Genomic DNA, 22,853 nt, shown 5'->3' with positions numbered 1-22,853 from the left:
GAAGCGGCAGGCCGGTCCGAAAACCTTGCCGCTTCCCCCGTGTCGCCGGAGGGAGACCATTTTCCGCAGACCCCGGTGGTGACGGTTCACGTCCTCCCTTCACCACCAGCGCCGGTCCCGCCTCGCCGACACGACTGCCGGTGTATCCGTGACGGAACGGGGAGATTGTAGGCACGGGGCGCGAGGGAGGGGATGAAATTTTGTCCAAGATATTGAAATGATTGCATGGAAGTTGGAAATCATCCCCGGCCTTGTGCCGGATCTCAAGGAGACCGTCTTTCGGAACGTTTAGCCGGCATCTCGTTTTGCTGGGTCTTGGGCAGCAGTTGCCCGCGATGACCGGTATCGGCCCAAAGCAGTCGTTCCGCAGTTGTGCGAAGGTGATCGTTGAGCAATTATCGGCCACCTACTTTACGGTATCCAAATGAAAGTCTCGCTTACCAAATATGCTTGTCTGGACTGCAAGCGGGTTTTCAAGTGCCCCGCCGATGCGACGCAGAAAACGTGTCCACGATGCTCTGGTATGACCTATAGGGCTGGCTCAGATTTCCGTCCACGATCTGCAGATGACACGAAGGGGTGGGCGGTGGCATCATTCCTGATTTCAAACGTCTTTCCGTACTATCGGCTTGGTGTGCAGTACCCGGCAACTCTGAAAGAGGCGCTGCGCTTTGTTGAAGAGAACGCTTCGAAGGCCGTGGATATGACGACAAACAGGGCCGTTCCGCTGCATTGGCCGCGAGATTATCGAGCTCGATGACAACAAGCGGCCCGACCGAAGTGGACGCTTGTCACGCTAAGTCAAGCTGGCGAAGGTATTCTTCACCGCTAATCGTCGTCCAGCCATCTCTCGGGAACCGTTCAGCTTCCACGTCTTCAAGTGAAAAGTAGGCTCCGAAGAAATCACAAGCCGGATCAAGTAAGGCGATCCTCCTTTTTAGATCATTTCCGCAGTCGGAGATTTGATCTTCAAGTGCCTCCTCGTTTTCAGAACTCATGAGGAAAGGTATCCGTAGGCATCCGATACAAATATCAAGAACGGGATAATTTGGTTCGGCGCAGATGCCGACTTTCACCCTTTCTAAGTCCCATAAACCACTTCGCAAGAAGCCCGAAACCGAAGTCTCAAGCATGGGAAAATCGTTGCGCATACGAACATAGTAGCTAAAGTTTGTTGTCCTTCCTTTATGGGCACCCACTGGAGAAAGCTTGTATGCTGTCAACACGTAGGGCGGCTCTGGTTCGAAAGACAGTTCGAGACCACCAGGATAGAGCCAATACAAGGGTACCGGCTGATCGAATGCATTGGTTATCCAGCGTTTCGGTGGCCCAAGCCGCTCTGCGATGGACAGGAGCGGCGTGCCAAATTTGAAGAGTTCAATATTGTGAGAACTCAAGCTCTCTTTGAGCGAGATGACTGCAGCCTCTTTGGGCATATTGACCTTTCGATAGCTCGCGAGAATGTTTACGCGCTACCATGGGTTATATGATGTCCGCTTGTGGCGCAAAGCGGTCAAACCGTCACGACGAAGATGTTAGGGTGCGGGTGTTCAATCACTTGGTTGCAGGCGCCACAGGATTGTGCTGCTCTGATCAAGTTCATCTTTAGACAGGCGCCCGAATGCTAATCCCGTACTCGACATCCGACGTACTTTGCCGGTTTGACCACTTCAATGACTCAGTTCTCGGAGCAATATCGGTAGACTATGCGGAGCGCACTCTTCCGCATATCCAAATCACGCTGACATGCCAGGACGACGATGCAGACGAGCCGACATGGAGATCTTGCCGGATCGACTTCCACAATGCTCGTGAATTTAGAATCGAGCAGCGCACCAAATCAACCCAAAGCGTGATTTCTTTTGGAATAGCGATCACGGTTGAAGGCGGCATCACGTTTGTCGACTTTGACTGCCTAGGCGATACAGAGCGTACAGTTGAACAGGTTCGCTCCTCCGATTTTTACATCGGCGCGGAGCGCGTTGACTTCATCGTCCCCTAGTGAAGGATGTCAGGGCGGTGGGGTCCGCTTTCGGCCCCAAGTCGACTTTCATCAGTTGTGGTCGACGCCATTCGGATTTTGTTCGAACGTCTTGGTCACAACGATTTCACCAACAATGGCTTTGTTGAAACTCTCAAGGTCTTCAGCCGGTATCCAGTATTCCCTCAACGCTCGGCCGCCCGCATGTTGCGGAGCGTAGGCAGTCAGGAACGCCGTCAGGACTTCGAAGCGCGTCACATAACCAGCGCCATCCCGGCTGACATTCCAATCCCTTGCGATCCGAATGGCATAATCTTCAGAAAGAACAGGATAGAAAATGGGTTGATCAGGCAGCCGAGGTGGAAACGCCTTCATACCACTCTGCTTCATCAAATTCAGCTCGACCGGACCCACAGGCCGCCACAGCGTTACAGTCTCCATCGCCATCTCCGCGAAATTGCTCAAATTGCTTTATACGGGATTCGACGCGTCCGGAAAGTTCGCTGTTGGCGCATTCCTGCCGTGACGGCTTTCGGCCCAATGCGGTCATTGGATCAATGCACCTGGACCTCGGATCCCGTAACGGGTGGGCAAGGTGGCACCGGCCTCCTGCAAGTTTGATTAACCGTGCTAATTTGCGCGATTGTAATGATGCGTATGTTAGGAGCCGCTCATCAGTTGATGGGCGAACTTATGAATACACACATTGCGTGGCGCGGTATCCGGAACTTCATGTCGGTGCAAAAGGAGAATCCTGAGCTTCTCAAAGCTCAATATCGGGCCTTCACGCGACAAATGCCGATGATGTATTTCATCCTGCTCTCTAGCACCTGGGCGCTTGCTATGACGCACATGCGGATCGCGCCCGCGTGGTTGACGCTTGGTGTACCGTCGCTGCTTACGGGCGGCTGCCTGCTAAGAGTGATCTTCTGGTTACGAACCAAAAATTCAGATCCATCTCCAGAACTTGCGCATGCTGCACTCCTGCGCACCAATCGGCTTGCGGGCGGCATTGCCGTGGCTTTCACACTCTGGTCTTTCGCGCTGATCCCATATGGCGATGCCTATACCCGCTCGCATGTCGCCTTCTACATGGCCATTACCGTCATCTCTTGCATCTTCTGCCTGATGTATGTGCGTTCGGCGGCCTTTATCGTGACACTCATCGTCAATGGCGCGTTTATCGCTTTCTTCGCCTCGACGGCACAGCCAACATTTGTTGCCATTGCGATCAACGTCTTGCTCGTTTGCACCGGCATGATGTCCATACTTCTGACAAACTACCGAAACTTCGAAAGCATGGTGGTGTCGAAACAGCAAAGCGAGGCACTGAGTTGCGAGAACTTCAAGCTCGCCAACCTCGATAGCTTGACCAGACTGGGCAATCGGCGTGCGTTTTTTGCAGAACTGGAGACCGAACTGGCGAGAGCGCAAGCTAATGGAGTACGGTTGGCTCTTGGCGTCATGGATCTCGACGGTTTCAAGCCCGTCAACGACCTTTACGGCCATTCGGTTGGTGATCGTCTCCTGGCCGAGGTTGCCGCACGCCTATCAACCACTTTGACAGCCAGCACGGCTTTCAGACTAGGTGGTGACGAATTCGCCATCATCGCTCCTCTGCCACCGGAAAATACACAGTTAGTAATAAATGCCAACGCCATCGCGGCCAAGCTGAGGGAGCCCTACCGTTTACCGGAAGGTACGGTGCATATCTCGGCCTCAATGGGGATCGCAGTGTTTCCCGAGCTTGCTCTGAACTGCGAGCAGCTTTTCGAGCGCGCCGATTATGCGCTATACCACGCCAAGAAGAGGCAGCGCGGTGGCGCGGTGTTGTTCGACTCTGATCATGAATATCAAATCAATTTCGAAGCGAAGATAGAAAGTGCACTGAAGCAGGCCGATCTCGAAAACGAGCTGTCAGTGGTCTTCCAACCGATTATCGATGTCCGTGGCCCACAGACGATAGGTTTTGAAGCTCTGGCACGCTGGGATAGCCCTCAGCTTGGCAAAATCTCTCCAGCCTGCTTCATCCCTATCGCAGAACGAGCGGGAATCGTCGGCTCACTTACGAAGCCGCTCCTCCGGAAGGCGTTGGCCGCGGCCTCGCTGTGGGGACCATCTCTGCGCCTGTCGTTCAACCTGTCTGCCCACGACTTGAACTCCAACGACAGCGTCTTAATGCTGGTGGGCATCATTCAGAGAAGTGGCTTTGATCCAACGCGCCTTGATCTCGAAATTACCGAAACGGCTTTCGCCCACGATTTTGAACAGGTCACGCAATCCGTCGAGACCCTTCGAAGACTGGGATGCGGGATCTCGCTTGATGATTTCGGAACCGGATACTCAAGCCTCACGCGCCTTCACGCCTTGCCGCTGACAAAGTTCAAGATTGATCGCAGCTTCGTCAAGGATCTGCATTTGCGGCCGTCCAGCTATAAGATCGTGAAATCTCTGCTGGCACTAAGTGCAGACATGGGGTTGGATTGCGTGATCGAGGGTGTCGAAACTGAAGAAGAACTCGCGGCTCTCACAGCATTGGGCGGGACAAGTGTTCAGGGCTATCTGTTCGCTCCACCACTGCTGGAACACGAGGCCGCAAAGTTCGCAGCCGAAGCCAGTGGCGCTAACCGCAGGATTGCGGTCTGACGGCCCCCTTTACACGAGGTGGCCCGTCGATCGTCGGCGGCAGGTCGTGGTTAGCGACGGCATACTGGCCAAGCTCGCAGTTTGCCGCCTGAACGCGACAATCTTCCAAACATCCTCTTTATCGCACCAGCGGTACGAGTCTGCAGTTTGGCAGTCGGCCCCATTTTGATGTTGCTATACTTGGCGCGAGCGTCGGTCCTGCACGGCCATTGATATCTGCACCAAACAATCCCCAGACTTTCCGAAACTCGAACATCATAGTCGTTGACGGAAATTTCATGTCGTCTACTATATCTAGTGTTCGAGGTTCTTCCGATTCGCGTCGGAAGCTAAGACGGGAATACGGTGCGTGATGCCTATGACAGGCGGAACAATGCCGAAGCTGCCCCCGCAACTGTGAGCGACGAGCATCCGCTCGGTAACCACTGAAACCATCTGGTTTCGGGAAGGTGAGATGGATGCGACGACCCGCGAGCCAGGAGACCTGCCTCAAACGAAAACGTCCACGGGCGGGGTGTCCGGAAGGTCGCGTATGCGTGCGGGATGTTGCCGTGCGTGCGCTTCCCCTGATTTCCCGCATGAGCCACTTCGGGGTGAAGTCTTATGATCTTGAGTTTCGATACACGTCAGCGCGAATGACGGGCAGATAAACGCCCGGCAATCGCCAACGCCTGCCTTCATTTCCCATCATTTTTGCCCGGACATCGGCGGCTGTCCGATCGCTTTCGCACGCCTTCCGACACGAGGAAAACCATGACCATCACCGTCTACAGCAAGCCTGCCTGCGTTCAATGCACTGCGACCACCCGCGCCCTGGATCGCCAGGGCATTAACTACACGGTCGTTGACGTTTCCGCCGATATCGAAGCCTACGAGCTCGTGCAGGGTCTCGGCTATCGTCAGGTTCCCGTCGTGATCGCAGGAGAACAGCACTGGGCCGGGTTTCGTCCGGACATGATCAGCGGTCTGGCGGCAGCACACGCCTGAGATCATGGGCGAGATCGTCTATTTTTCGAGCAAGTCGGAAAACACGCGGCGGTTCGTTGAAAAGCTGAAGCTGATGGCTCGGCGCATTCCGATCAGCAGCGACGAGACATTGCACGCCGAAAATCCCTTCGTTCTGATCGTTCCGTCCTATGGCGGTGGTGAAGCGAAGGGGGCCGTTCCGAAACAGGTTATCCGCTTCCTCAACGATGCGAATAACCGCAGCCACATCCGCGGCGTGATCGCCGCGGGCAACACCAATTTCGGCGCGGCCTATGGCATTGCCGGAGACATCATATCCGCCAAGTGCCAAGTGCCGTTCCTCTATAGGTTCGAGCTTCTCGGCACGCCGGAGGATGTCGACAACGTCAGACACGGATTGGAACGATTTTGGACACGCTAGTGCTCGACAAGCCGAAGAAAAGCGCCGAAGCCGCGCTGGACTATCATGCGCTGAACGCCATGCTGAACCTCTATGACGAAGACGGCAAAATCCAGCTCGACCGCGACCGGCAGGCGGCCAAGCAATATTTTCTCCAGCATGTGAACCAGAACACGGTGTTCTTCCATAACCTGCGCGAGAAGCTCGATTACCTCGTGGTCGAAGGCTATTACGAGCAGGAGGTTCTGGACCAGTATTCGTTCAATTTCGTCCGCGACCTCTTCGGTCATGCCTATGACAAGAAGTTTCGCTTCCCGACCTTCCTCGGTGCCTTCAAATATTACACCAGCTACACGCTGAAGACGTTTGACGGAAAACGTTACCTTGAGCGCTACGAGGACCGTGTCTGCATGGTGGCGCTGGCGCTGGCCCGTGGCGATGAGAAGCTTGCCCGTGATCTCGTGGACGAGATCATTTCCGGACGTTTCCAGCCTGCGACACCGACCTTCCTCAATGCCGGGAAGAAGCAACGCGGCGAACTCGTGTCCTGCTTCCTTCTGCGTGTGGAAGACAACATGGAGAGCATCGGCCGCTCCATCAATTCGGCGCTGCAACTGTCCAAGCGTGGCGGCGGCGTGGCGCTTTCGCTGACCAATCTTCGCGAAATGGGCGCGCCGATCAAGCAGATCGAAAATCAGTCCTCCGGCGTCATCCCGGTCATGAAGCTTCTGGAAGACAGTTTTTCCTATGCCAACCAGCTCGGTGCGCGTCAGGGAGCAGGAGCCGTTTACCTGCACGCCCATCATCCCGACATCATGCGTTTTCTCGATACCAAGCGGGAAAATGCTGACGAGAAGATCAGGATCAAGACGTTGTCGCTCGGCGTGGTCATTCCCGACATCACCTTCGAGCTCGCCCGCAACAACGAGGACATGTACCTGTTCTCACCGCACGATGTGGAGCGCGTCTACGGCGTACCGTTCACGGAAATTTCGGTGACCGAAAAATACCAGGAAATGGTCGAGGATGGCCGTATCCGCAAGAAGAAGATCAAGGCGCGCGAGTTCTTCCAGGTGATCGCCGAAATCCAGTTCGAAAGCGGTTACCCCTACATCATGTTTGAGGACACGGTGAACCGTGCCAATCCGATCGCCGGGCGCATCACCATGAGCAATCTCTGCTCGGAAATCCTGCAGGTGAGTGACGCAAGCGAGTTCAACGACGACCTTTCCTACAAGCATATGGGCAAGGACATTTCCTGCAATCTCGGCTCTCTCAACATCGCCGCCGCGATGGACAGCACCGATTTCGGCCAGACGATCGAAACGTCGATCCGGGCGCTGACGGCTGTTTCCGAGATGAGCAACATCAAATCCGTGCCGTCGATCGCCAAGGGCAATGACGACAGCCATGCGATCGGCCTCGGCCAGATGAACCTGCACGGTTATCTTGCCCGCGAACGCATCTTCTACGGCTCGGACGAAGGCATCGATTTCACCAATATCTATTTTTACACCGTGGCCTATCACGCCGTGCGCGCTTCGAACCGTATCGCTGTCGAAAAGGGCAAAAGCTTCAAGGGTTTCGAGAATTCGAAATACGCCACCGGCGAATATTTCGACAAATACATCGAGACCGAATGGCTGCCTTCAACCGAACGTGTCGCAGAGCTTTTTGAAGCTGCCGGCATTCATATTCCGACACAGGAGGATTGGACTGGGCTGAAGGCCGCCGTCATGCAGGGTGGGCTTTATAACCAGAATCTGCAGGCCGTGCCGCCGACCGGATCAATCTCCTACATCAACCACTCGACCTCCTCGATCCACCCGATCGTATCGAAGATCGAGATCCGCAAGGAAGGCAAGATCGGCCGCGTCTATTATCCCGCTGCCTTCATGACCAACGACAATCTCGATTATTACCAGGATGCCTACGAGATCGGCCCGGAAAAGATCATCGACACCTATGCGGCGGCCACGCAGCATGTCGACCAGGGCCTGTCGCTGACGCTGTTCTTCCGCGATACCGCCACGACCCGCGACATCAACCGCGCGCAAATCTACGCGTGGAAGAAGGGCATCAAGACCATCTACTACATCCGCCTTCGCCAGATGGCGCTGACCGGCACGGAAGTGCAGGGCTGCGTATCCTGTGCTCTTTAAATCCGGTGACCGACATGAACATCCAGGTAAAAAATCCGAAAACCGTATCCGCAATCCGCGCCATCAACTGGAACCGCATCGAGGACGACAAGGACCTCGAAGTCTGGAACCGGCTGACCAGCAATTTCTGGCTGCCGGAGAAGGTACCGCTCTCCAACGACATTCCATCCTGGGCGGCGTTGAAACCGAACGAGCAGCAGCTGACCATCCGGGTATTCACCGGGTTGACCTTGCTCGATACGATCCAGAACGGTGTCGGCGCGGTGCGGCTGATGGAAGATGCGGTCACTCCGCATGAAGAGGCGGTGCTATCCAATGTCTCCTTTATGGAGGCGGTGCATGCACGCTCCTATTCCTCGATTTTCTCGACGCTTTGCTCGACACCGGATGTCGACGATGCCTATCGTTGGTCGGAGGAGAACGAGTTCCTGCAGAGGAAATCGGCGCTTATCATGGAGCAATATGCATCAGGCGATCCACTGAAGAAGAAGGTTGCGTCCGTCTTCCTCGAAAGCTTCCTGTTCTATTCCGGCTTCTATCTGCCGATGTACTGGTCAAGCCGTGCGAGGCTCACCAACACGGCCGATCTCATTCGCCTTATCATCCGCGACGAGGCCGTGCATGGCTATTACATCGGTTACAAGTTCCAGCGCGCCGTCAAACTCCTACCTGAGGCGAAGCGCCAGGAGATCAAGGATTTCGCTTTCGACTTCCTGCTCGAACTTTACGATAACGAGGCGAAATATACCGAGGCACTGTATGACGGGGTCGGTCTAACCGAGGACGTGAAAAAGTTCCTGCATTACAACGCCAACAAGGCGCTGATGAATCTTGGCTATGAAGCCTTGTTCCCAGCCGAGGCCTGCAAGGTGAACCCGGCAATCCTCTCCGCGCTATCTCCCAACGCTGATGAGAACCATGATTTCTTCTCTGGATCAGGGTCATCCTATGTCATCGGCAAGGCCGTTGCCACGGAAGATGAGGACTGGGATTTTTGAGGTCATCAATGTCCGCTAGTGGCGCATTGTTGCCGTCAATGTTGCTGGTTCAATGTGCGAGGAAAACGTCGATTAACTCGAGAGACGCACTTTGATCAAATGCAATGGGCTTTGAATCTCGCTCGAGAATTTACCCGGCGCACTTTCTGTATCAGCGAGCGGGCCCTATGGTCACAATCACTGACGAACGAAGCTGGACGAAAGAATATTCGACATCGTTCCGCACCCACCTGGCCGTGATGTTCTTCTTGGTGTCGTCCCTGTCGAGGCTGTGAGGGGAGCCTAATCGTTCTGTCAGATTGTCGAGCAGATCTCCGACATTTGACGATGAATAGGAACAGGTCTTCAGCCCGTTTGAGCGGGTAGTTGCCCAAAATAAAAGGGATTCGCGCTGCCCACCTTCGGTATTCTGCCAGCCGACCATCTCAACCGACTGGGCATCATAGGTGATATATGTGCTGATCCAATCTTCTGTCTCTTCAACAGTCAACTTATGCCAACCAAGCGCGTCGCCTCTTTGGCTTGCGATCCGCGCGTCCATTGACGCACAGATGTCGAGAAGCTTATCCGCCGTCATGCTGACAGGTTCCGCCATCGCACTTCCGGCGTTTAAGGATGCAGCCCAGGCACAGGCTAGGGTCAAACGCTGAAAATACCGTCGCAATCGTAATCTATTTGTTCTGATCATGCCCCTGCCTGAGGGAAAAGCCTTATCAAATCCTTTACGGACATATTGGCAAGCGGAACCGGCATAACCCGCACATCACTAAAGATCCGATACATAACCGAAGTCTCGTTTTCCGCCTCAACAGAGCTTGCAACGGTGGGAGGCGGCACGGCTTGTCTGAACACTTCCGGGCATTTCGCCAAGTGGATTTCTGCCTCGATCATCTCGCCACCATCATCGGTGAAAGCGCATTGATGTAGGCCTGATCCGGCGTCTGCTGGTCAGGCGATGTGAACCGCCCCGAGTTTGCCGGAGACGCCAACTGGCGAATGTTTCAGCAATGCACAAGCCACCCTATGCTCACGATGAACGCCAAAGCCGCTCCAACGAAAATCTGAAATCCCGAAAATGCCACCTTGGTTCCTTCGCTCATTGGGGCCGGTCCAGGTTCCAGCAACCTGTTGGAGAACTTGCGTTTTGAGGCGCTTCAAACGCAACAACGGTTGCGACGAACGACAACGATGGATTGATTGCTGCGGTGCCTCATCGCCTTCAGATGTTGCGAACAAAGGCCACGAGACAACATCATCGGATTTGCAGGCAGTCTCGATTTGTTTGCCGTGCAGATAAATCCGTGGCGCATTCCTGAACCGACGAATATTTCACAGGCGTTGATGTCACGTCTTTAAAGCAGGAGACGTGACATCTCGGGCAGTTTCGGATTACTGCGTCTTGGTCTCGAGTGCCTTCACGATGGCCTCGGCGAAAGCCTTCGCCGATGCTGGGTTCTGGCCGGTGATGAGGCGACCATCGACAACGACCTTATTCTCGAAAATCGGTGCCTCTTCGAAAGTTGCACCTGCGGCTTTCAGCGCGCCCTCGAGCTCGAAAGGGACGATCTTGTCATACTGGCGAAAAGCTTCCTCTTCGGCAGTAAAACCTGTGAGATTGCGCCCCTTGATCAGGCTTTGGCCATTGCTCAGCTTGACGTTCAGAAGGCCTGCCGGACCATGGCATACAGCGCTGACGATGCCGTTGCTCTCGTAAATCTTCCTGACAATATCCTGTAGGTCGGTATCGTCGGTAAAGTCCCACATCGGACCATGACCGCCGACAAGCTGGACAGCCGCATATTGCGAGGCGTCGACATCAGAAAGCTTGATCGAGTTGGCGATCTTGTTGCGGTGATCCGGGTTGGTCCAGAATGCGAGTGTTGCGGGATCCTTCAGGTCGAACCCATCGAAAGGGGAAAGCCCGCCCTTGGGGCTTGCGATATCGAAATCGACGCCCGCCTCATCGAACACTTCCACCGGATGTGTCAGCTCCGGGAACCAGTAGCCACCGACGAGTTCGGGTGTTTTCTTGTCCAGGCTGGACACAACAATGAGAATTTTCTTCTTCGCGGTTTCGGTCGTCTGGGCGAAAGAGTTCCCAGGCAACGCGACAATGGTGGCGAGCGCGACGCAGATGCTAGCGACGTGGTTTAAAAGGGACATATCCGTTCCTCAAGTTGTTGACACCCCGTGATATGTCCAACTTTGATTGAAAACATAAGCGCGTTTGTTCTATATGAATTGTTTAGCGAAACTGCGTTATCGCGTTCTACGGATGCTTCTGAAAACGATGTGATTGGATAGATGAGATGACGCGTAATGATGCATTCGACGGACTGTCTGAATTTCTGACGATTGCAAAACACAGGAGTATTCGGAGGGCAGCCTTGGAGCTTGGCGTGACGCCGGGAGCGATCAGCCAGGCGCTGCAGAAGCTGGAGCGCAGGCTTTCAACTCCTCTATTTCATCGCACGACAAGAAAAATATCGCTGACTGAAGCAGGTGAGGGACTCCTGGCAAAAGTAGCGCCCGCCGCTCATTTGATTGAGGCAAGCTTCGAGGAGACGCTTCAATCTTCAAGCGAGCCCTCCGGCACGCTTCGGCTCATCGTGGAAAGGCTTGCAATTCCGCACATCCTGGAGCCGGTCATGCCCGTGTTTCGGAAAGCCTGGCCGCTGGTGAATGTCGACATAACTGTCAGCAATCAGCATCACGATTTTGTTGCTCAAGGGTATGATGCGGGTATCCTGCTCGGATCCTATGTGCCGCAGGAAATGATCGCGATCAGGCTGTCGCCACCGTTCAACTGGGCCGTTTTCGGTTCTCCGGAGTATTTCGAGGCACAGGGGAGACCAAAAACACCTGGCGAACTTTCCCAACACCGGTGCATTCGATTTCGACGCCCGGAAAAGGGGGATATCTACAGGTGGGAGTTTCTCGACCAGGGGCAAACCGTCCGTCTGGAACCTAATGGGCCAATGACTGTGAATGATGGGGAACTCATGCGCCAGTTCGCCTGTCAGGGTCTCGGCCTCATATATTCGTCCACGTTTCACACCTCCCGCGAACTCGCCCGTGGTCTGCTCGAACCCGCTTTGCTCGATTACTCACCCGGCAGCGACGGTCTCTTTCTGTATTTTACCAAGGCAGCGCAAAGTCAGCCGAAGTTGCGAGCGTTTATTGATGCCTGCTCACAGCTCCGAAAATAGTACAAGTCATTGATTTTACGAATTTTATCGGAGAGCCTTGATCCGGTTGCTCTGGTCGCCTTCCTTGACGCAGGAGAGAGTTTACCCGCGGCGCGGCCTCTCAAAAGCCCTGGAACAGAAAGTCGGTGGCTGCGGTGATTTCGGCCGAGTGGTGGGAGAGATCAAGGACGGACTCGCCGATGAGCCGTTTCGGTACCGAGGCCATCGAAGGGATGAGGATGTAATAAGCTTGCCCGTCTATCTCGACACGAGGACTCAATTTAACGAATACAGGTCCAATCTGGGCGACAGGAACAAGGGGCGCGACAACACGGGTCTCTATGGAGTCGAGAAGATCAGCCTGCAGATCCATGATAAAGCCATCACGGCCCTTGAGCTTGTGGATATGGAACCGGGTCATCAGAACGTGCGATATTCTTCGAGTGGCAGACCGTTCTTCTCGATATATTCGTTGTAGACCCGGATCGCTTCGGCATTTTCTTCCAGCCAGCGACGTTCGCGCTCGGCCTTGACGGCTTTGGCGATGCCGTCTTCGGCGGCACGCGAGAGATTGATATCCAGCTCGCGCGCCTGGGCGAGAAGCGTGCTGTCGAGCGAGAGGTTGGCGGCTTTGCGTGCGGATGTCGGCATAAGAACCTCCAGAATATACGCAGATTATATGCGCATATTTTCTTGATGCAACGCGTGGTCATTTCAGCCTGATGTCGCCAAACGAAAAAGCCCCTCGCTGGTTGGGCGAGGGGCGAAAGGCTGGAAAGTCAGATCGGAGCTCAGGTAACTCCGCCTTTATGACAGCATAGTAACATAAGCAAATCGTCACCCAAACAGGTGACGCAGTTGCAATAAGCGCCACATTCACCCCAGGGTGATGTAGGACAGCGGCAGAAATGCAATCGTGATCGCAAGGCAAACGATCGCAGTCCTGACGAGCCGTGCCCGGCGCGCCTTTCGAGCATCCCACTCGTAGACCATGTTTTCTCCCTTTTTATGCAGGAACCACGAGGCGGAAGCCTGAATGGTATCCAGATGCCTCCATCTGCGTGAAGGCAAGGGACAACGATATTGACCGAAGCTTGCGCGGCGCAGTTTCAATCAGAGCGCGAAGGACGGCCTATTTCTCGGGAGCGAGAATGCAGCACTGCTCCGGTACTGGGACGAGAACAGCTTTGGCGCCGGGTTCGAACAGCTCCGAAAGGGCGCCGTTCGCGGTGATCTCGCCGGCGGCCGTCTCACATTTGTACTGGTACGCGCGGCCGAGATAGGTGCGGGTGCCGAGCGTGGTCGGAATGCCTTCCCCCTCTTGGCGGACAACCAGGCCATCCGGGCGGGTGGCAAGCACGAAATCGTCCTTGATCGGGCCGAACACATCCTGCGACAGATGCAGCCTTGCGCCGCCGGCGGCTTCCACTGTCACGATCGCACCATCACGGGCGACGGTCTTCATCGGGATCAGGTTTTCGAAACCGACGAAACGGGCGACGAAGGCGTTGGCCGGCTTCTGATAGAGCACTTCCGGCGTATCGAGCTGCATGATGCGGCCGGCATTCATGATCGCCACGCGGTCAGAGATCGAAAACGCCTCTTCCTGGTCGTGGGTGACGTAGAGCGAGGTCGTGCCGTTCGCCTTCTGCAGCTGGCGGATTTCGACGCGCATGTCGACACGCAGCTTGGCGTCGAGGTTGGAGAGCGGCTCGTCGAACATCAACAGCGGCGGCTCGATGACGAGCGCGCGGGCAAGCGCGACACGCTGCTTCTGGCCGCCGGAGAGTGCACCGGGCAGGCGGTCGGCAAGGTTTGCAAGGCCGACGCGCTCCAGCATGGCGGTTGCGCGCTTGGCCCGGTCAGCGGAAGAGATGCCGCGCTGCTTCAGGCCGAAGGCGACGTTTTCCTGCACGGTGAGATGCGGGAAGAGCGCGTAGTTCTGGAACACCAGGCCGATATCGCGGGCATGGGCGGGAAGGGTCGTGAGGTCGCGATCGCCGAGCTTCACATTGCCCGAGGTTGGCTGCAGGAAACCGGCGACGATGCGCAGCGTCGTGGTCTTGCCGCAGCCGGACGAGCCGAGAAGCGAGACGAGTTCGCCGGCCGCGACCGAGATCGACAGGTCTTTCAGGACCTGGGTCTGGCCGTAATGGGCGGAGAGGTTTTCGATGGTCAGCGATACGGTCATGGGATCGGGGCGTTCTTGTCTATTTGGTCAGGAAGGTGAGGCCGAGGGTCATCTCGACGATGGCCATGACGCCGACGGTGACGAGCATCAGGAGCACGGACACGGAAGCGATGGTCGGATCGAAGAACTGTTCCATATGGGCCAGAATCTGGATCGGCAGGGTGGAAATGCCGGGACCGGTGAGGAAGACCGAGATCGACACGTCGTTGATCGAGGTGATGAAGGCGAGAATGAAGGCTGCAATGACGCCGGCGCGAATATTCGGCAGCACCACCGTGAAGAAGGTTTTGAGCGGCGGGCAACCGAGGCTGATGGCGGCTTCCTCGACCGAAAAGTCGAAGGAGGCGAGCGAAGCGCCGACGACGCGCACCGAATAGGGCAGCACGAGCAGCGCATGGCCGATGATCAGGCTCGGATAGACCGGCAGGCCCATGCCGATCGTGACCGATTTCAAAAGCGAGAAACCGAAGACGATTTCCGGCACGAGGATCGGCAGGACGAACAGGGTGCCGAGCCATTTCGGCAGGCCGATACGGTAGCGGTTCAGTGCATAGGCTGCCGGAATACCGATCAGCAGCGACAGGCCGGTGCCGAGGATCGCCACCTGGAAGCTGGTGAGCGCCGTGTTGCGGAATGCCGAGATCTCGAAAATATTGGCAAACCAGCGCAGCGTCAGACCCTGCGGCGGGAAGGTGAGATAGGTCGTGTTGCTGAGCGAGGCGCCGATGATGATGACCAGCGGCGCGAGCAGGAACAGGAAGACCAGTATGGCGAGGGCTCCGAGAAGCGGGTGGATACGGGCTGTCATGGAACTTACACCGCCATCGGGTTGAGACGCCGCGCGATGCGGCTCATGATCGAAACGATGGCAATGGTGATGACCACCATGATTGCCGCGATGGTGGAAGCGCCAACCCAGTCGAAGGTGACCATGGCGCGCTGGTAGAGAAGTGTTCCCATCATCATCATCTGTTCGCCGCCCAGAAGCTGCGGGGTGGCGTAGGAGGTGAAGCTGCCGGTGAAGACAAGCACCGCGCCGACGATGAGGCCGGGGACCGCGAGCGGCAGGATGACCTGGAAGAAGGTGGCGATAGGCTTTGCGCCGAGCGAGGCGGAGGCTTCCACCACGTCACGCGGAATGCCTTCGAGTACGCCGGTCAGCGTCAGGATCATCAGCGGCACGAAGAGATAGACCATCGCGACGATGACCGAACCTTCGGTATAGAGCATCGACAGCGGTTCGGAGATGATGCCGAGCGACAGAAGCGAGCTGTTGAGGATGCCGTTCTTGCCGAGAATGATCAGCCAGGCAAACGAGCGTACCACGACGCCGGTCAGTAGCGGGAAGACGGCGGCGATGATGGCGATCGATTTCAGCCGGCCGGGCATCTGGGCGATGACGTAAGCCGTCAGGAAGCCGATGACGAGCGATATCGCCGTGGTGATCAGCGCGATCCTGAGCGTCCGGTAAAGGATGTTGGTGCGGAAGCCACTGTTGAAAAAGGCGGTATAGGTGGAAAATACGCCCTTCGGCTCGCCGAATGTGGTGGCGATGGTGAGGACCACGGGAATGACGAGCAGCAGCACGACCGCAATCGTCGCCGGCAGCGTCAGTCCCCATTTGGCGAATTTGTTCATAAGTTTCGTCTCGATTTCGCTCGGCCCCTCATCCGCCTGCCGGCACCTTCTCCCCGCAGGCGGGGAGAAGGGCGGGTGTCGCATCCGTTCTGCCACATTTAAACGTCGAGTAGAGCACGTTCCCTCTCCCCGCAAGCGGCGAGAGGGTTAGGGTGAGGGGCAATTTTACGCCGAGCTTACTGCGCGAACAGCTCGTTCCACTGGTCGATCCAGTCGGTCTTGGCCTCATTCATCTTGGCATAGTCGATACGCGACAGGCTGTTGACCTGTTCGGCGCCGTAGGTCCACATTTTTGCCTGTTCCGGCGTCAGCTCGACCTTGGTGTTGATCGGAGCGTCGACACCCTGTTCGGCTTCCTTCTGCTGGACTTCCTTCGACAGCACGAAGTTGATGAACTGGTAGGCGAGTTCGACGTTTTCCGAGCCCTTCGGGATATTGACCGTGTTGACGGTGGCGATATCGCCGTCGGAAAGCTTTGCCCAAGTCATGGTCGGGACCGCAGCCTGCATCGAGGCAAGGGTGAAGTCCTGGGCGATCGCGACGCGCACTTCGCCGGTGGAGATGAGGTTCACCAGTTCGGAACCGGTATTGTAGTTCTTCACGACGTTCGGCTTCAGTTCCTCGATCGCGGAGAAGGCCGCTTCGCTATCCTCGAACGCATCCGTGCCGCCATGCTTGCCAGCCTGCAGCACGACCATCGGGCCGGCCGTGGTGGTGATGCCCGGCAGCGAGATCGACTTTTCGAGATCGGCGCGCCACAGATCGTTCCACGAGGTGATCGGCGGATTGACCTTGGCACTGTCGTAGACGATGCCGACGCGGCCGATCGTGTAGGCCGGGCCATACTTGCCCTGTGGCTGGCGGCCGAGTTCGTAGATTTCCGCAAGGTTCGGGATCTTGGCGGGGTCGATTTCAAGGAACTGGCCCTGTTCGATGCCAAGCTGCGAGAAACTGTCGGAGAGATAAATGACGTCGACACCCTTGCCGTCGCGCAGGCGCAGCTTGTTCAAGCGGTCGGCATTGTTGCCGGTCTCGAAAACGATGTCGCAGCCACAGATCTTCTTGAAAGGCTCGATGATATTGGCGTTCATCTTCTCGCCGTTATAGCCCCACCAGGAAATGGTGAGGGTCTTCGACTGGGCGCTGGCGGCGGACGCGCCGGCGAGGGAGGCGATGACGGCGACAGCCGACGCGCGAAGAAGACGGGAGACGTTCACGGGACGAAGACCTTTCGGAAAACCGGTTGACCGGGAATACCCCCCGGACTTTGGGGGCAATTCTATTTTTTGAGCGATCGGCTCGCAAGCCTGTTTGGCGGGCAGTCCACTTTTTTCAAGGCGCATTTACTGCGGTTTTTGTCGGCAGGAGAAAGTTTTTCGCAAAAAGCCCCTTGCAGCTCTAGTCACTAGAGGTCCTAGAAGAGCTACTCGAAGTTATGGCGGAGAGTGACATGTCGGATAGCCGGACGAAAGACGGAACCTCGCATCAGGCGCGCTACAAGGTTGGCGGCATGGATTGCGCCAGCTGCGCGGCGAAGATCGACACGGCGGTGCGGCGCATTGCGGGCGTCGAGGATGTTTCCGTCTCCGTCGCTGCTAGCACGATGACGGTGAGCCACGATGGCAGTGCCGATCTTGCTGCCATGGAGAAGAAGGTTTCCGGGCTTGGCTATTCGCTCAGGGCTTTGGGGAAGAAGAGTAAGGCAGAGCGCGGCATACCCCCCTCTGCCCTGCCGGGCATCTCCCCCACAAGGGGGGAGATCAGCCAGCCGCACGATCATCACGAGCATGGCCCCGGCTGCGATCACAACCACGATGGAGAGCATGACCATGTGCATCATCATGGCGGCGGACACGATCACTCCGACCACGACCATGACCAAGAAGGAATCGAAGGTCTGCATGGCCACGATCATGCGCCGATGGATAGGCCGTGGTGGAAATCGAAGAAGGGGCGGCTGACGATCGTCGTCGGGCTGGCGCTTGTCATTGCCTACGGCCTGGGACATCTCATTCCGGCTTATGACAGCTATGTTTTCACTGCCGCGATGCTGATCGGTCTGGTGCCGATCGCGCGACGGGCGATCATGGCGGCTTTTGCAGGCACGCCGTTCTCGATCGAGATGCTGATGACGATTGCCGCTGTCGGTGCCGTCGTCATCGATGCCTCGGAAGAAGCGGCCGCCGTCGTTTTCCTGTTTCTGGTCGGAGAACTTCTCGAAGGCGTTGCCGCCGGCAAGGCGCGTTCCAGCATCCAGAGCCTGACGGCATTGGTGCCGAAGACGGCTTTGCTGGAGGAGGGCGGCAAGACACCAGAGGTGCCGGCGGAAAACCTTGCTGTCGGCTCGGTCATTCTGGTGCGGCCGGGCGACCGGATTTCCGCCGACGGCATCATCATTGCCGGGACAAGTGCGATCGACGAAGCGCCGGTGACGGGCGAAAGCACACCGGTTTCCAAGAGTGAAGGCGAGCAGGTGTTTGCCGGTACTATCAATGGCGATGCGGCTTTGCGCATCCGAGTGACGGCTGCAGCCGAGGACAATACCATCGCCCGCGTCGTGCGGCTGGTGGAAGAAGCGCAGGAAAAGAAGGCCCCGACCGAACGCTTCATCGATCGTTTTTCGCGTTATTACACGCCGGGCGTCGTGGTCGTGGCGGCGCTCGTTGCTATCCTGCCGCCGCTCGTTGCCGGCGCAGATTGGAGTGAATGGGTTTATAAGGGCCTGGCCATTCTTCTGATCGGCTGCCCCTGCGCTCTGGTCATCTCGACGCCTGCCGCAATCGCCGCCTCGCTTTCGTCCGGTGCGCGCCGGGGCCTGCTGCTGAAGGGCGGCGCCGTGCTCGAAACGCTAGGCAAGCTGACGGCCGTCGCCTTCGACAAGACCGGGACGCTGACATCGGGCAAGCCGCAGGTGACCGACGTGATCGCCTTCGGCCGCAATGCCGACGACGTGTTGCGGATTTCTGCGGCGCTGGAAACCGGTTCCAGCCATCCGCTGGCAATGGCGATCCTGGCAAGGGTTGCCGAATACGAGCTGGACCTTCCAGCGGCAAGCGAGGCGAAGGCACTGGGTGGGAAGGGCGTGACGGCAATCGTCGAGGGCGAAGAGGTGTTTCTCGGGTCGCCGAAGGCGGCGGTGGAGCGCGTGTCGCTGCCGATGGCGCATTCACGCCGAATTACCGCTCTCAATGATGAAGGCAAGACGGTTTCCGTGCTGATCGTCGGCGGTGTTCTGGCGGGCGCGATCGCCATGCGCGATGAACCGCGTGTGGATGCCAAGGCGGGTCTGAAGCTGCTCGCCGATGTGGGCGTCAAGACGGTGATGCTGACCGGCGACAATGCCCGCACGGCGGAAGCAATCGGCAAGGATCTCGGGATCGAGGTGCGCGCCGAACTGATGCCGGAAGACAAGAGCCGCATTGTCGGCGAGCTGAAGCGCGAGGGATTTGTCGTCGGCAAGGTTGGCGACGGGATCAATGATGCACCGGCGCTGGCGGCGGCTGATATCGGTATCGCGATGGGCGGTGGCACCGATGTGGCGCTGGAGACGGCCGATGCGGCCGTGCTGCATGGCCGGGTTTCGGACATTGCAGCCATGATCGACCTGTCGAAGCGCACGATGCGCAACATCTGGCAGAACATCACTATCGCGCTCGGGTTGAAGGCCGTGTTTCTGGTGACCACCATTATCGGCGTCACCGGATTGTGGCCGGCAATCCTAGCCGATACGGGGGCGACCGTGCTGGTGACGATCAATGCGCTGAGGTTGCTGCGGCGATAGCTGGTATCTACGCGCTGCGACGGATCACAACGGGGGCTTCTGGCCGGGCAAGCGGGATATCGCTCGAAAGGATCGCGCTGCCGCGACGGGACGCCTTGGCATGATAAAGTGCGGCGTCGGCTGCACCTAGCGCCGTATCGCAGGAAGTCTCACCCTTTTCGACCAGTTTGATGCCGAATGAAGCCCCTATCGATACATCACCCTTAGATAGTCCGATCGGTTGTGCCAGCGAATGCGAAAGATCCCGGCAGATGCTCTCGGCCTGACTTGCCGAAACCTCCGGCATGAGGATCGCAAATTCGTCACCACCCAGGCGGAAGAGCCTGTCAGCCTCGCGTATGCCCGTACGTAGCCGAGAAGCCACGATCTTCAACAAGTCGTCGCCGGCCGCGTGTCCATAAGTGTCGTTGACCGATTTGAAGCCATCGAGGTCGAGGCAAATAACGGCGAGGGGTGCCTTTTCGCTCAGCGACCTGAATTCCGGCTGCAGCAGCGCCCGGTTGGCGAGGCCTGTCAGGAAGTCGTGTGTTGCGGCGTGGCGCATGCGTTTTTCGCGCGACAGCAGCGTGCGTGCGGCGTTTCTGGATATACGGACCGCGAATATGCCCGTGGCCAGCAAAAGTATGCCGACGGTGATGAGCAACGGAAGCGAGCGGTACATAAGGTCGGCGGCCGGACTTGGCGGGCGCCAGGACAGGACCTGCGGTTCGCCACCCGGGCCGACTGCGATCTCGACATGAGCGCGATCCGGCGCGATACCCGCAAGCGTCCCGATCCGGGAATCGTCGAGCAGGAAGCGGGTGCCGAAGAATTCCTGAATGGTGCCGGTGATCGGCATAGCGGTGATAAGGATCGGCGCGCGTTCGCCCTTCGGCCTGGCGGTTCCGAAATCCGGCTGAAACAGCGCAGCCGTCATCAGGACCGCATCGTCTCCCAGAACTTCGATACGGCTGATGCTGACCGGTTTCGGGATGCCCTCGACGACACGTCCGCTTTCTCTTGATCGGACATTTGCAACCAAGGCAGCCGCATCCTTGACGACGGCAGGAATGCCGCGGGTGAAAAAGCCGCGATCCTTCACACTGTCGTCGGCACGGGAATAAATCAGCTGATTGTCGTGGTCGAGTACTGCGACAAAGCGGGTACGGGATGTTCCAATGAGAGAGGCGCCGATATTGCGGTCGGTCCATTCGAGATCGAAGCTGTTATCGATCTTGGAGATGGATTCATCCCATATGGTCCATGCGGTCAGCGAGAATTCGATGTCGCTGATCCACAGGTCGATATTGTGTTTGACCAGCATCTCCTGTCGCTGGCGAAGATCCGCGTCAATCTGGGCAATGCCCACATAAGGGATGGTCGCCATGCCAGCGATGAGCACCGCCACCGCAATGATGGCCGGGCCAACGAGCCTGAAGTGAATGAAGCGCATGAGAGTGGAAACGCCGTTGGGAATTGGCTTATGTCAATAAGGCGAGTATCGGACGCGAGTTCTTAACAATGGTGTTACTATCGGGCCTGCCCACGCGATAATCACCGATTATTTTATTAGCTTCCGCTGGCGAATGCCGGCGAAGTGAACGACTCGTAAAGATTGCATTTAGGTTTTTTCGGTAACGTCCCGTTAGTCAAATCCCGTGTTGCGCCTGAAAAGAGGCAGTCAGGGCGGGATCGGTGTTTTGCGTACGGGTTATCATGCGTTTTTCTGCTGCCACTTCGGCGATCATCGCCACCTGTATCGGCTTGTCCGGCTGTACCTCGTCCAGCACAGAGACAGCGCTGACCGTACCGCCCGCGTCAGTCAAGACCGCGCGGGTCGCGCCGTCACAGGCAATCGTTCCGCCGTCAATGCCGGCAGCGTCTGTTCCTTCAATCGATCCGACCCCGGTTGCGGCGATCACGCCGCCGGCCGGCTTGAGGGATCCGCATGAGCTGGCATGGAATGGCGGTGCACACGAAACACAAGCATTCGACGGCTTGGCAACCACTGTCGGCATGCCGGTTCCCGCCGAACGCCCTGTCGCCTCGCTCAGGCCGGCACTCAATCCTTCGCTCAACCGGCCTTCATACAGCCAGCCAATGCCGCCTTCTGCAGGCTTTCAGCGTCTGAAGGTTTACGGCCACCGTTTCAGTGATGCCAAGCCGATGAATTTCGGCCGGGTCGCGCCCCGACACTTTGCCGTACATGGCGTCGACGTATCGCGTTGGCAGGCCAATATCGACTGGGCGAAACTGCGCACCCAGGGCGCCAACTTCGCCTATATCAAGGCGACGGATGGTGGCGACCATATCGACCCGATGTTCAGGACCAACTGGCGCGGCGCGCAGCAGGCGGGTATCCGTCGCGGCGCCTACCACTTCTTCTATTGGTGCCGTACCGCCGGCGAGCAGGCAGACTGGTTCATCCGTAACGTGCCGCGCGATCCCGATGCGCTGCCGCCTGTGATCGACGTGGAATACAATCACCAGTCCGACTGCAAGATGCGGCTTTCGACCGAGCGGGTGCTCGAGAAGATGCAGGTCTTCATGGACAAGCTGGAACGGCATTACGGCCAGCGCCCGGTCATTTATACTGCACCGGATTTCTACAAGGATCACCTGCGCGGTCAGTTCCGCGACTATCCTTTCTGGCTAAGGTCTGTGGCCGCTCACCCGTCAAAGATCTATCCGGATCGCAAATGGCTGTTCTGGCAGTATTCGGGATCGGGCCTGTCGCAAGGTGTCGAGGGCAAGATCGACCTCAATGTCTTCAATGGCGGCGTCGAAGGCTGGCATGACTGGGTGGAGCGATCCACCGGTGCCGTGAGCGCCGTAGCTCAGCGCTAAAAACAACAAGCAGACAAGATAGAGAAAGCCCCGCGCCGGGATGCTGAACAGGGCGCGGGGCTTCTTTTTGTCCGGA

At 57.2% G+C, this 22,853-nt stretch carries 20 protein-coding genes and 1 riboswitch; of the genes, 8 read left to right on the top strand and 12 right to left on the bottom strand.

Features of this window, described 5'->3' with window-relative positions:
• Nucleotides 1–791: 791 nt before the first annotated feature.
• A complete protein-coding gene (locus HNQ72_RS23910) occupies nucleotides 792–1,436 on the bottom strand; it encodes a hypothetical protein (protein WP_183996006.1) in 645 nt (214 codons plus the stop codon).
• 617 nt (nucleotides 1,437–2,053) lie between these two features.
• Nucleotides 2,054–2,422 carry an ADP-ribosylation/crystallin J1 gene (locus HNQ72_RS23905; RefSeq protein WP_183996004.1) on the bottom strand — a complete coding sequence of 123 codons (369 nt, stop codon included), beginning with the start codon at nucleotides 2,420–2,422 and terminating at the stop codon, nucleotides 2,054–2,056.
• 240 nt (nucleotides 2,423–2,662) lie between these two features.
• Here HNQ72_RS23905 and HNQ72_RS23900 point away from each other — a divergent pair, with 240 nt between their 5' ends.
• From HNQ72_RS23900 to nrdF, 5 genes are all read left to right on the top strand, one after another.
• On the top strand, nucleotides 2,663–4,627 hold the full coding sequence (locus HNQ72_RS23900; protein ID WP_244654507.1) for a putative bifunctional diguanylate cyclase/phosphodiesterase: 1,965 nt from the start codon (nucleotides 2,663–2,665) through the stop codon (nucleotides 4,625–4,627).
• Nucleotides 4,628–4,914: 287 nt separating this feature from the next.
• Nucleotides 4,915–5,133: riboswitch (cobalamin riboswitch) on the top strand.
• A gap of 247 nt (nucleotides 5,134–5,380) precedes the next feature.
• On the top strand, nucleotides 5,381–5,614 hold the full coding sequence (gene nrdH, locus HNQ72_RS23895) for a glutaredoxin-like protein NrdH (protein WP_183996002.1): 234 nt from the start codon (nucleotides 5,381–5,383) through the stop codon (nucleotides 5,612–5,614).
• Nucleotides 5,615–5,618: 4 nt separating this feature from the next.
• Nucleotides 5,619–6,014 (top strand): class Ib ribonucleoside-diphosphate reductase assembly flavoprotein NrdI, encoded by a 396-nt coding sequence (gene nrdI, locus HNQ72_RS23890; protein WP_183996000.1) that lies wholly within the window; start codon nucleotides 5,619–5,621, stop codon nucleotides 6,012–6,014.
• Nucleotides 6,002–8,155, top strand: coding sequence for a class 1b ribonucleoside-diphosphate reductase subunit alpha (nrdE, locus tag HNQ72_RS23885; RefSeq protein ID WP_183995998.1), 2,154 nt, complete (start codon nucleotides 6,002–6,004; stop codon nucleotides 8,153–8,155). Before nrdI ends, nrdE begins: the two co-directional genes overlap by 13 nt.
• A 14-nt stretch (nucleotides 8,156–8,169) precedes the next feature.
• A complete protein-coding gene (gene nrdF / locus HNQ72_RS23880; protein WP_183995996.1) occupies nucleotides 8,170–9,153 on the top strand; it encodes a class 1b ribonucleoside-diphosphate reductase subunit beta in 984 nt (327 codons plus the stop codon).
• A 151-nt stretch (nucleotides 9,154–9,304) separates the two neighbouring features.
• On the opposite strand, the gene HNQ72_RS23875 is transcribed toward nrdF, so the two are convergent.
• The 3 genes from HNQ72_RS23875 to HNQ72_RS23865 form a co-directional block, all read right to left on the bottom strand.
• Nucleotides 9,305–9,748, bottom strand: a complete 444-nt coding sequence (locus tag HNQ72_RS23875) for a hypothetical protein (protein WP_183995994.1) — start codon at nucleotides 9,746–9,748, stop codon at nucleotides 9,305–9,307.
• 89 nt (nucleotides 9,749–9,837) lie between these two features.
• On the bottom strand, nucleotides 9,838–10,044 hold the full coding sequence (locus tag HNQ72_RS23870) for a hypothetical protein (protein WP_183995992.1): 207 nt from the start codon (nucleotides 10,042–10,044) through the stop codon (nucleotides 9,838–9,840).
• A 498-nt stretch (nucleotides 10,045–10,542) separates the two neighbouring features.
• Nucleotides 10,543–11,316, bottom strand: coding sequence for a type 1 glutamine amidotransferase domain-containing protein (locus HNQ72_RS23865; RefSeq protein ID WP_183995990.1), 774 nt, complete (start codon nucleotides 11,314–11,316; stop codon nucleotides 10,543–10,545).
• A 146-nt stretch (nucleotides 11,317–11,462) separates the two neighbouring features.
• Here HNQ72_RS23865 and HNQ72_RS23860 point away from each other — a divergent pair, with 146 nt between their 5' ends.
• The gene (locus HNQ72_RS23860) at nucleotides 11,463–12,362 is read left to right on the top strand and encodes a LysR family transcriptional regulator (RefSeq protein ID WP_183995988.1); all 900 of its coding nucleotides are present in this window, start codon (nucleotides 11,463–11,465) and stop codon (nucleotides 12,360–12,362) included.
• A gap of 100 nt (nucleotides 12,363–12,462) precedes the next feature.
• Here HNQ72_RS23860 and HNQ72_RS23855 read toward each other — a convergent pair whose 3' ends face one another.
• The 6 genes from HNQ72_RS23855 to HNQ72_RS23830 all read right to left on the bottom strand — a co-directional run bounded on the left by HNQ72_RS23855 (nucleotide 12,463) and on the right by HNQ72_RS23830 (nucleotide 17,345).
• Nucleotides 12,463–12,762, bottom strand: a complete 300-nt coding sequence (locus HNQ72_RS23855) for a CcdB family protein (RefSeq protein WP_183995986.1) — start codon at nucleotides 12,760–12,762, stop codon at nucleotides 12,463–12,465.
• Complete coding sequence (locus tag HNQ72_RS23850; RefSeq protein ID WP_183995984.1) at nucleotides 12,762–12,992, bottom strand: type II toxin-antitoxin system CcdA family antitoxin; 231 nt, start codon at nucleotides 12,990–12,992, stop codon at nucleotides 12,762–12,764. The genes HNQ72_RS23855 and HNQ72_RS23850 overlap by 1 nt, the downstream gene beginning before the upstream one ends.
• A gap of 481 nt (nucleotides 12,993–13,473) precedes the next feature.
• Nucleotides 13,474–14,532 carry an ABC transporter ATP-binding protein gene (locus tag HNQ72_RS23845; protein ID WP_183995982.1) on the bottom strand — a complete coding sequence of 353 codons (1,059 nt, stop codon included), beginning with the start codon at nucleotides 14,530–14,532 and terminating at the stop codon, nucleotides 13,474–13,476.
• A 19-nt stretch (nucleotides 14,533–14,551) separates the two neighbouring features.
• Entirely contained in the window at nucleotides 14,552–15,340 is a 789-nt protein-coding gene (locus tag HNQ72_RS23840) for an ABC transporter permease (protein ID WP_183995980.1), read from the bottom strand.
• Between the two features lie 5 nt (nucleotides 15,341–15,345).
• Nucleotides 15,346–16,170 (bottom strand): ABC transporter permease, encoded by an 825-nt coding sequence (locus HNQ72_RS23835; protein WP_183826111.1) that lies wholly within the window; start codon nucleotides 16,168–16,170, stop codon nucleotides 15,346–15,348.
• Between the two features lie 176 nt (nucleotides 16,171–16,346).
• Entirely contained in the window at nucleotides 16,347–17,345 is a 999-nt protein-coding gene (locus HNQ72_RS23830) for a polyamine ABC transporter substrate-binding protein (RefSeq protein ID WP_373289485.1), read from the bottom strand.
• A 275-nt stretch (nucleotides 17,346–17,620) separates the two neighbouring features.
• Here HNQ72_RS23830 and HNQ72_RS23825 point away from each other — a divergent pair, with 275 nt between their 5' ends.
• Nucleotides 17,621–19,951, top strand: coding sequence for a heavy metal translocating P-type ATPase (locus HNQ72_RS23825; protein ID WP_183995976.1), 2,331 nt, complete (start codon nucleotides 17,621–17,623; stop codon nucleotides 19,949–19,951).
• A 7-nt stretch (nucleotides 19,952–19,958) separates the two neighbouring features.
• Here the strand turns inward: HNQ72_RS23825 and HNQ72_RS23820 are convergent, their stop codons facing one another.
• Entirely contained in the window at nucleotides 19,959–21,383 is a 1,425-nt protein-coding gene (locus tag HNQ72_RS23820; protein ID WP_183995974.1) for a sensor domain-containing diguanylate cyclase, read from the bottom strand.
• 263 nt (nucleotides 21,384–21,646) lie between these two features.
• Here HNQ72_RS23820 and HNQ72_RS23815 point away from each other — a divergent pair, with 263 nt between their 5' ends.
• Nucleotides 21,647–22,777 (top strand): glycoside hydrolase family 25 protein, encoded by a 1,131-nt coding sequence (locus HNQ72_RS23815; RefSeq protein ID WP_183995972.1) that lies wholly within the window; start codon nucleotides 21,647–21,649, stop codon nucleotides 22,775–22,777.
• The last annotated feature ends 76 nt before the right edge of the window (nucleotides 22,778–22,853 follow it).

Origin of the sequence: Aliirhizobium wenxiniae, from assembly GCF_014201355.1 — a bacterium.
Taxonomy (GTDB): domain Bacteria; phylum Pseudomonadota; class Alphaproteobacteria; order Rhizobiales; family Rhizobiaceae; genus Neorhizobium; species Neorhizobium wenxiniae.
The sequence above is the reverse complement of the archived record's forward strand: the minus strand, read 5'-3'. Positions and strand labels throughout refer to the sequence as shown.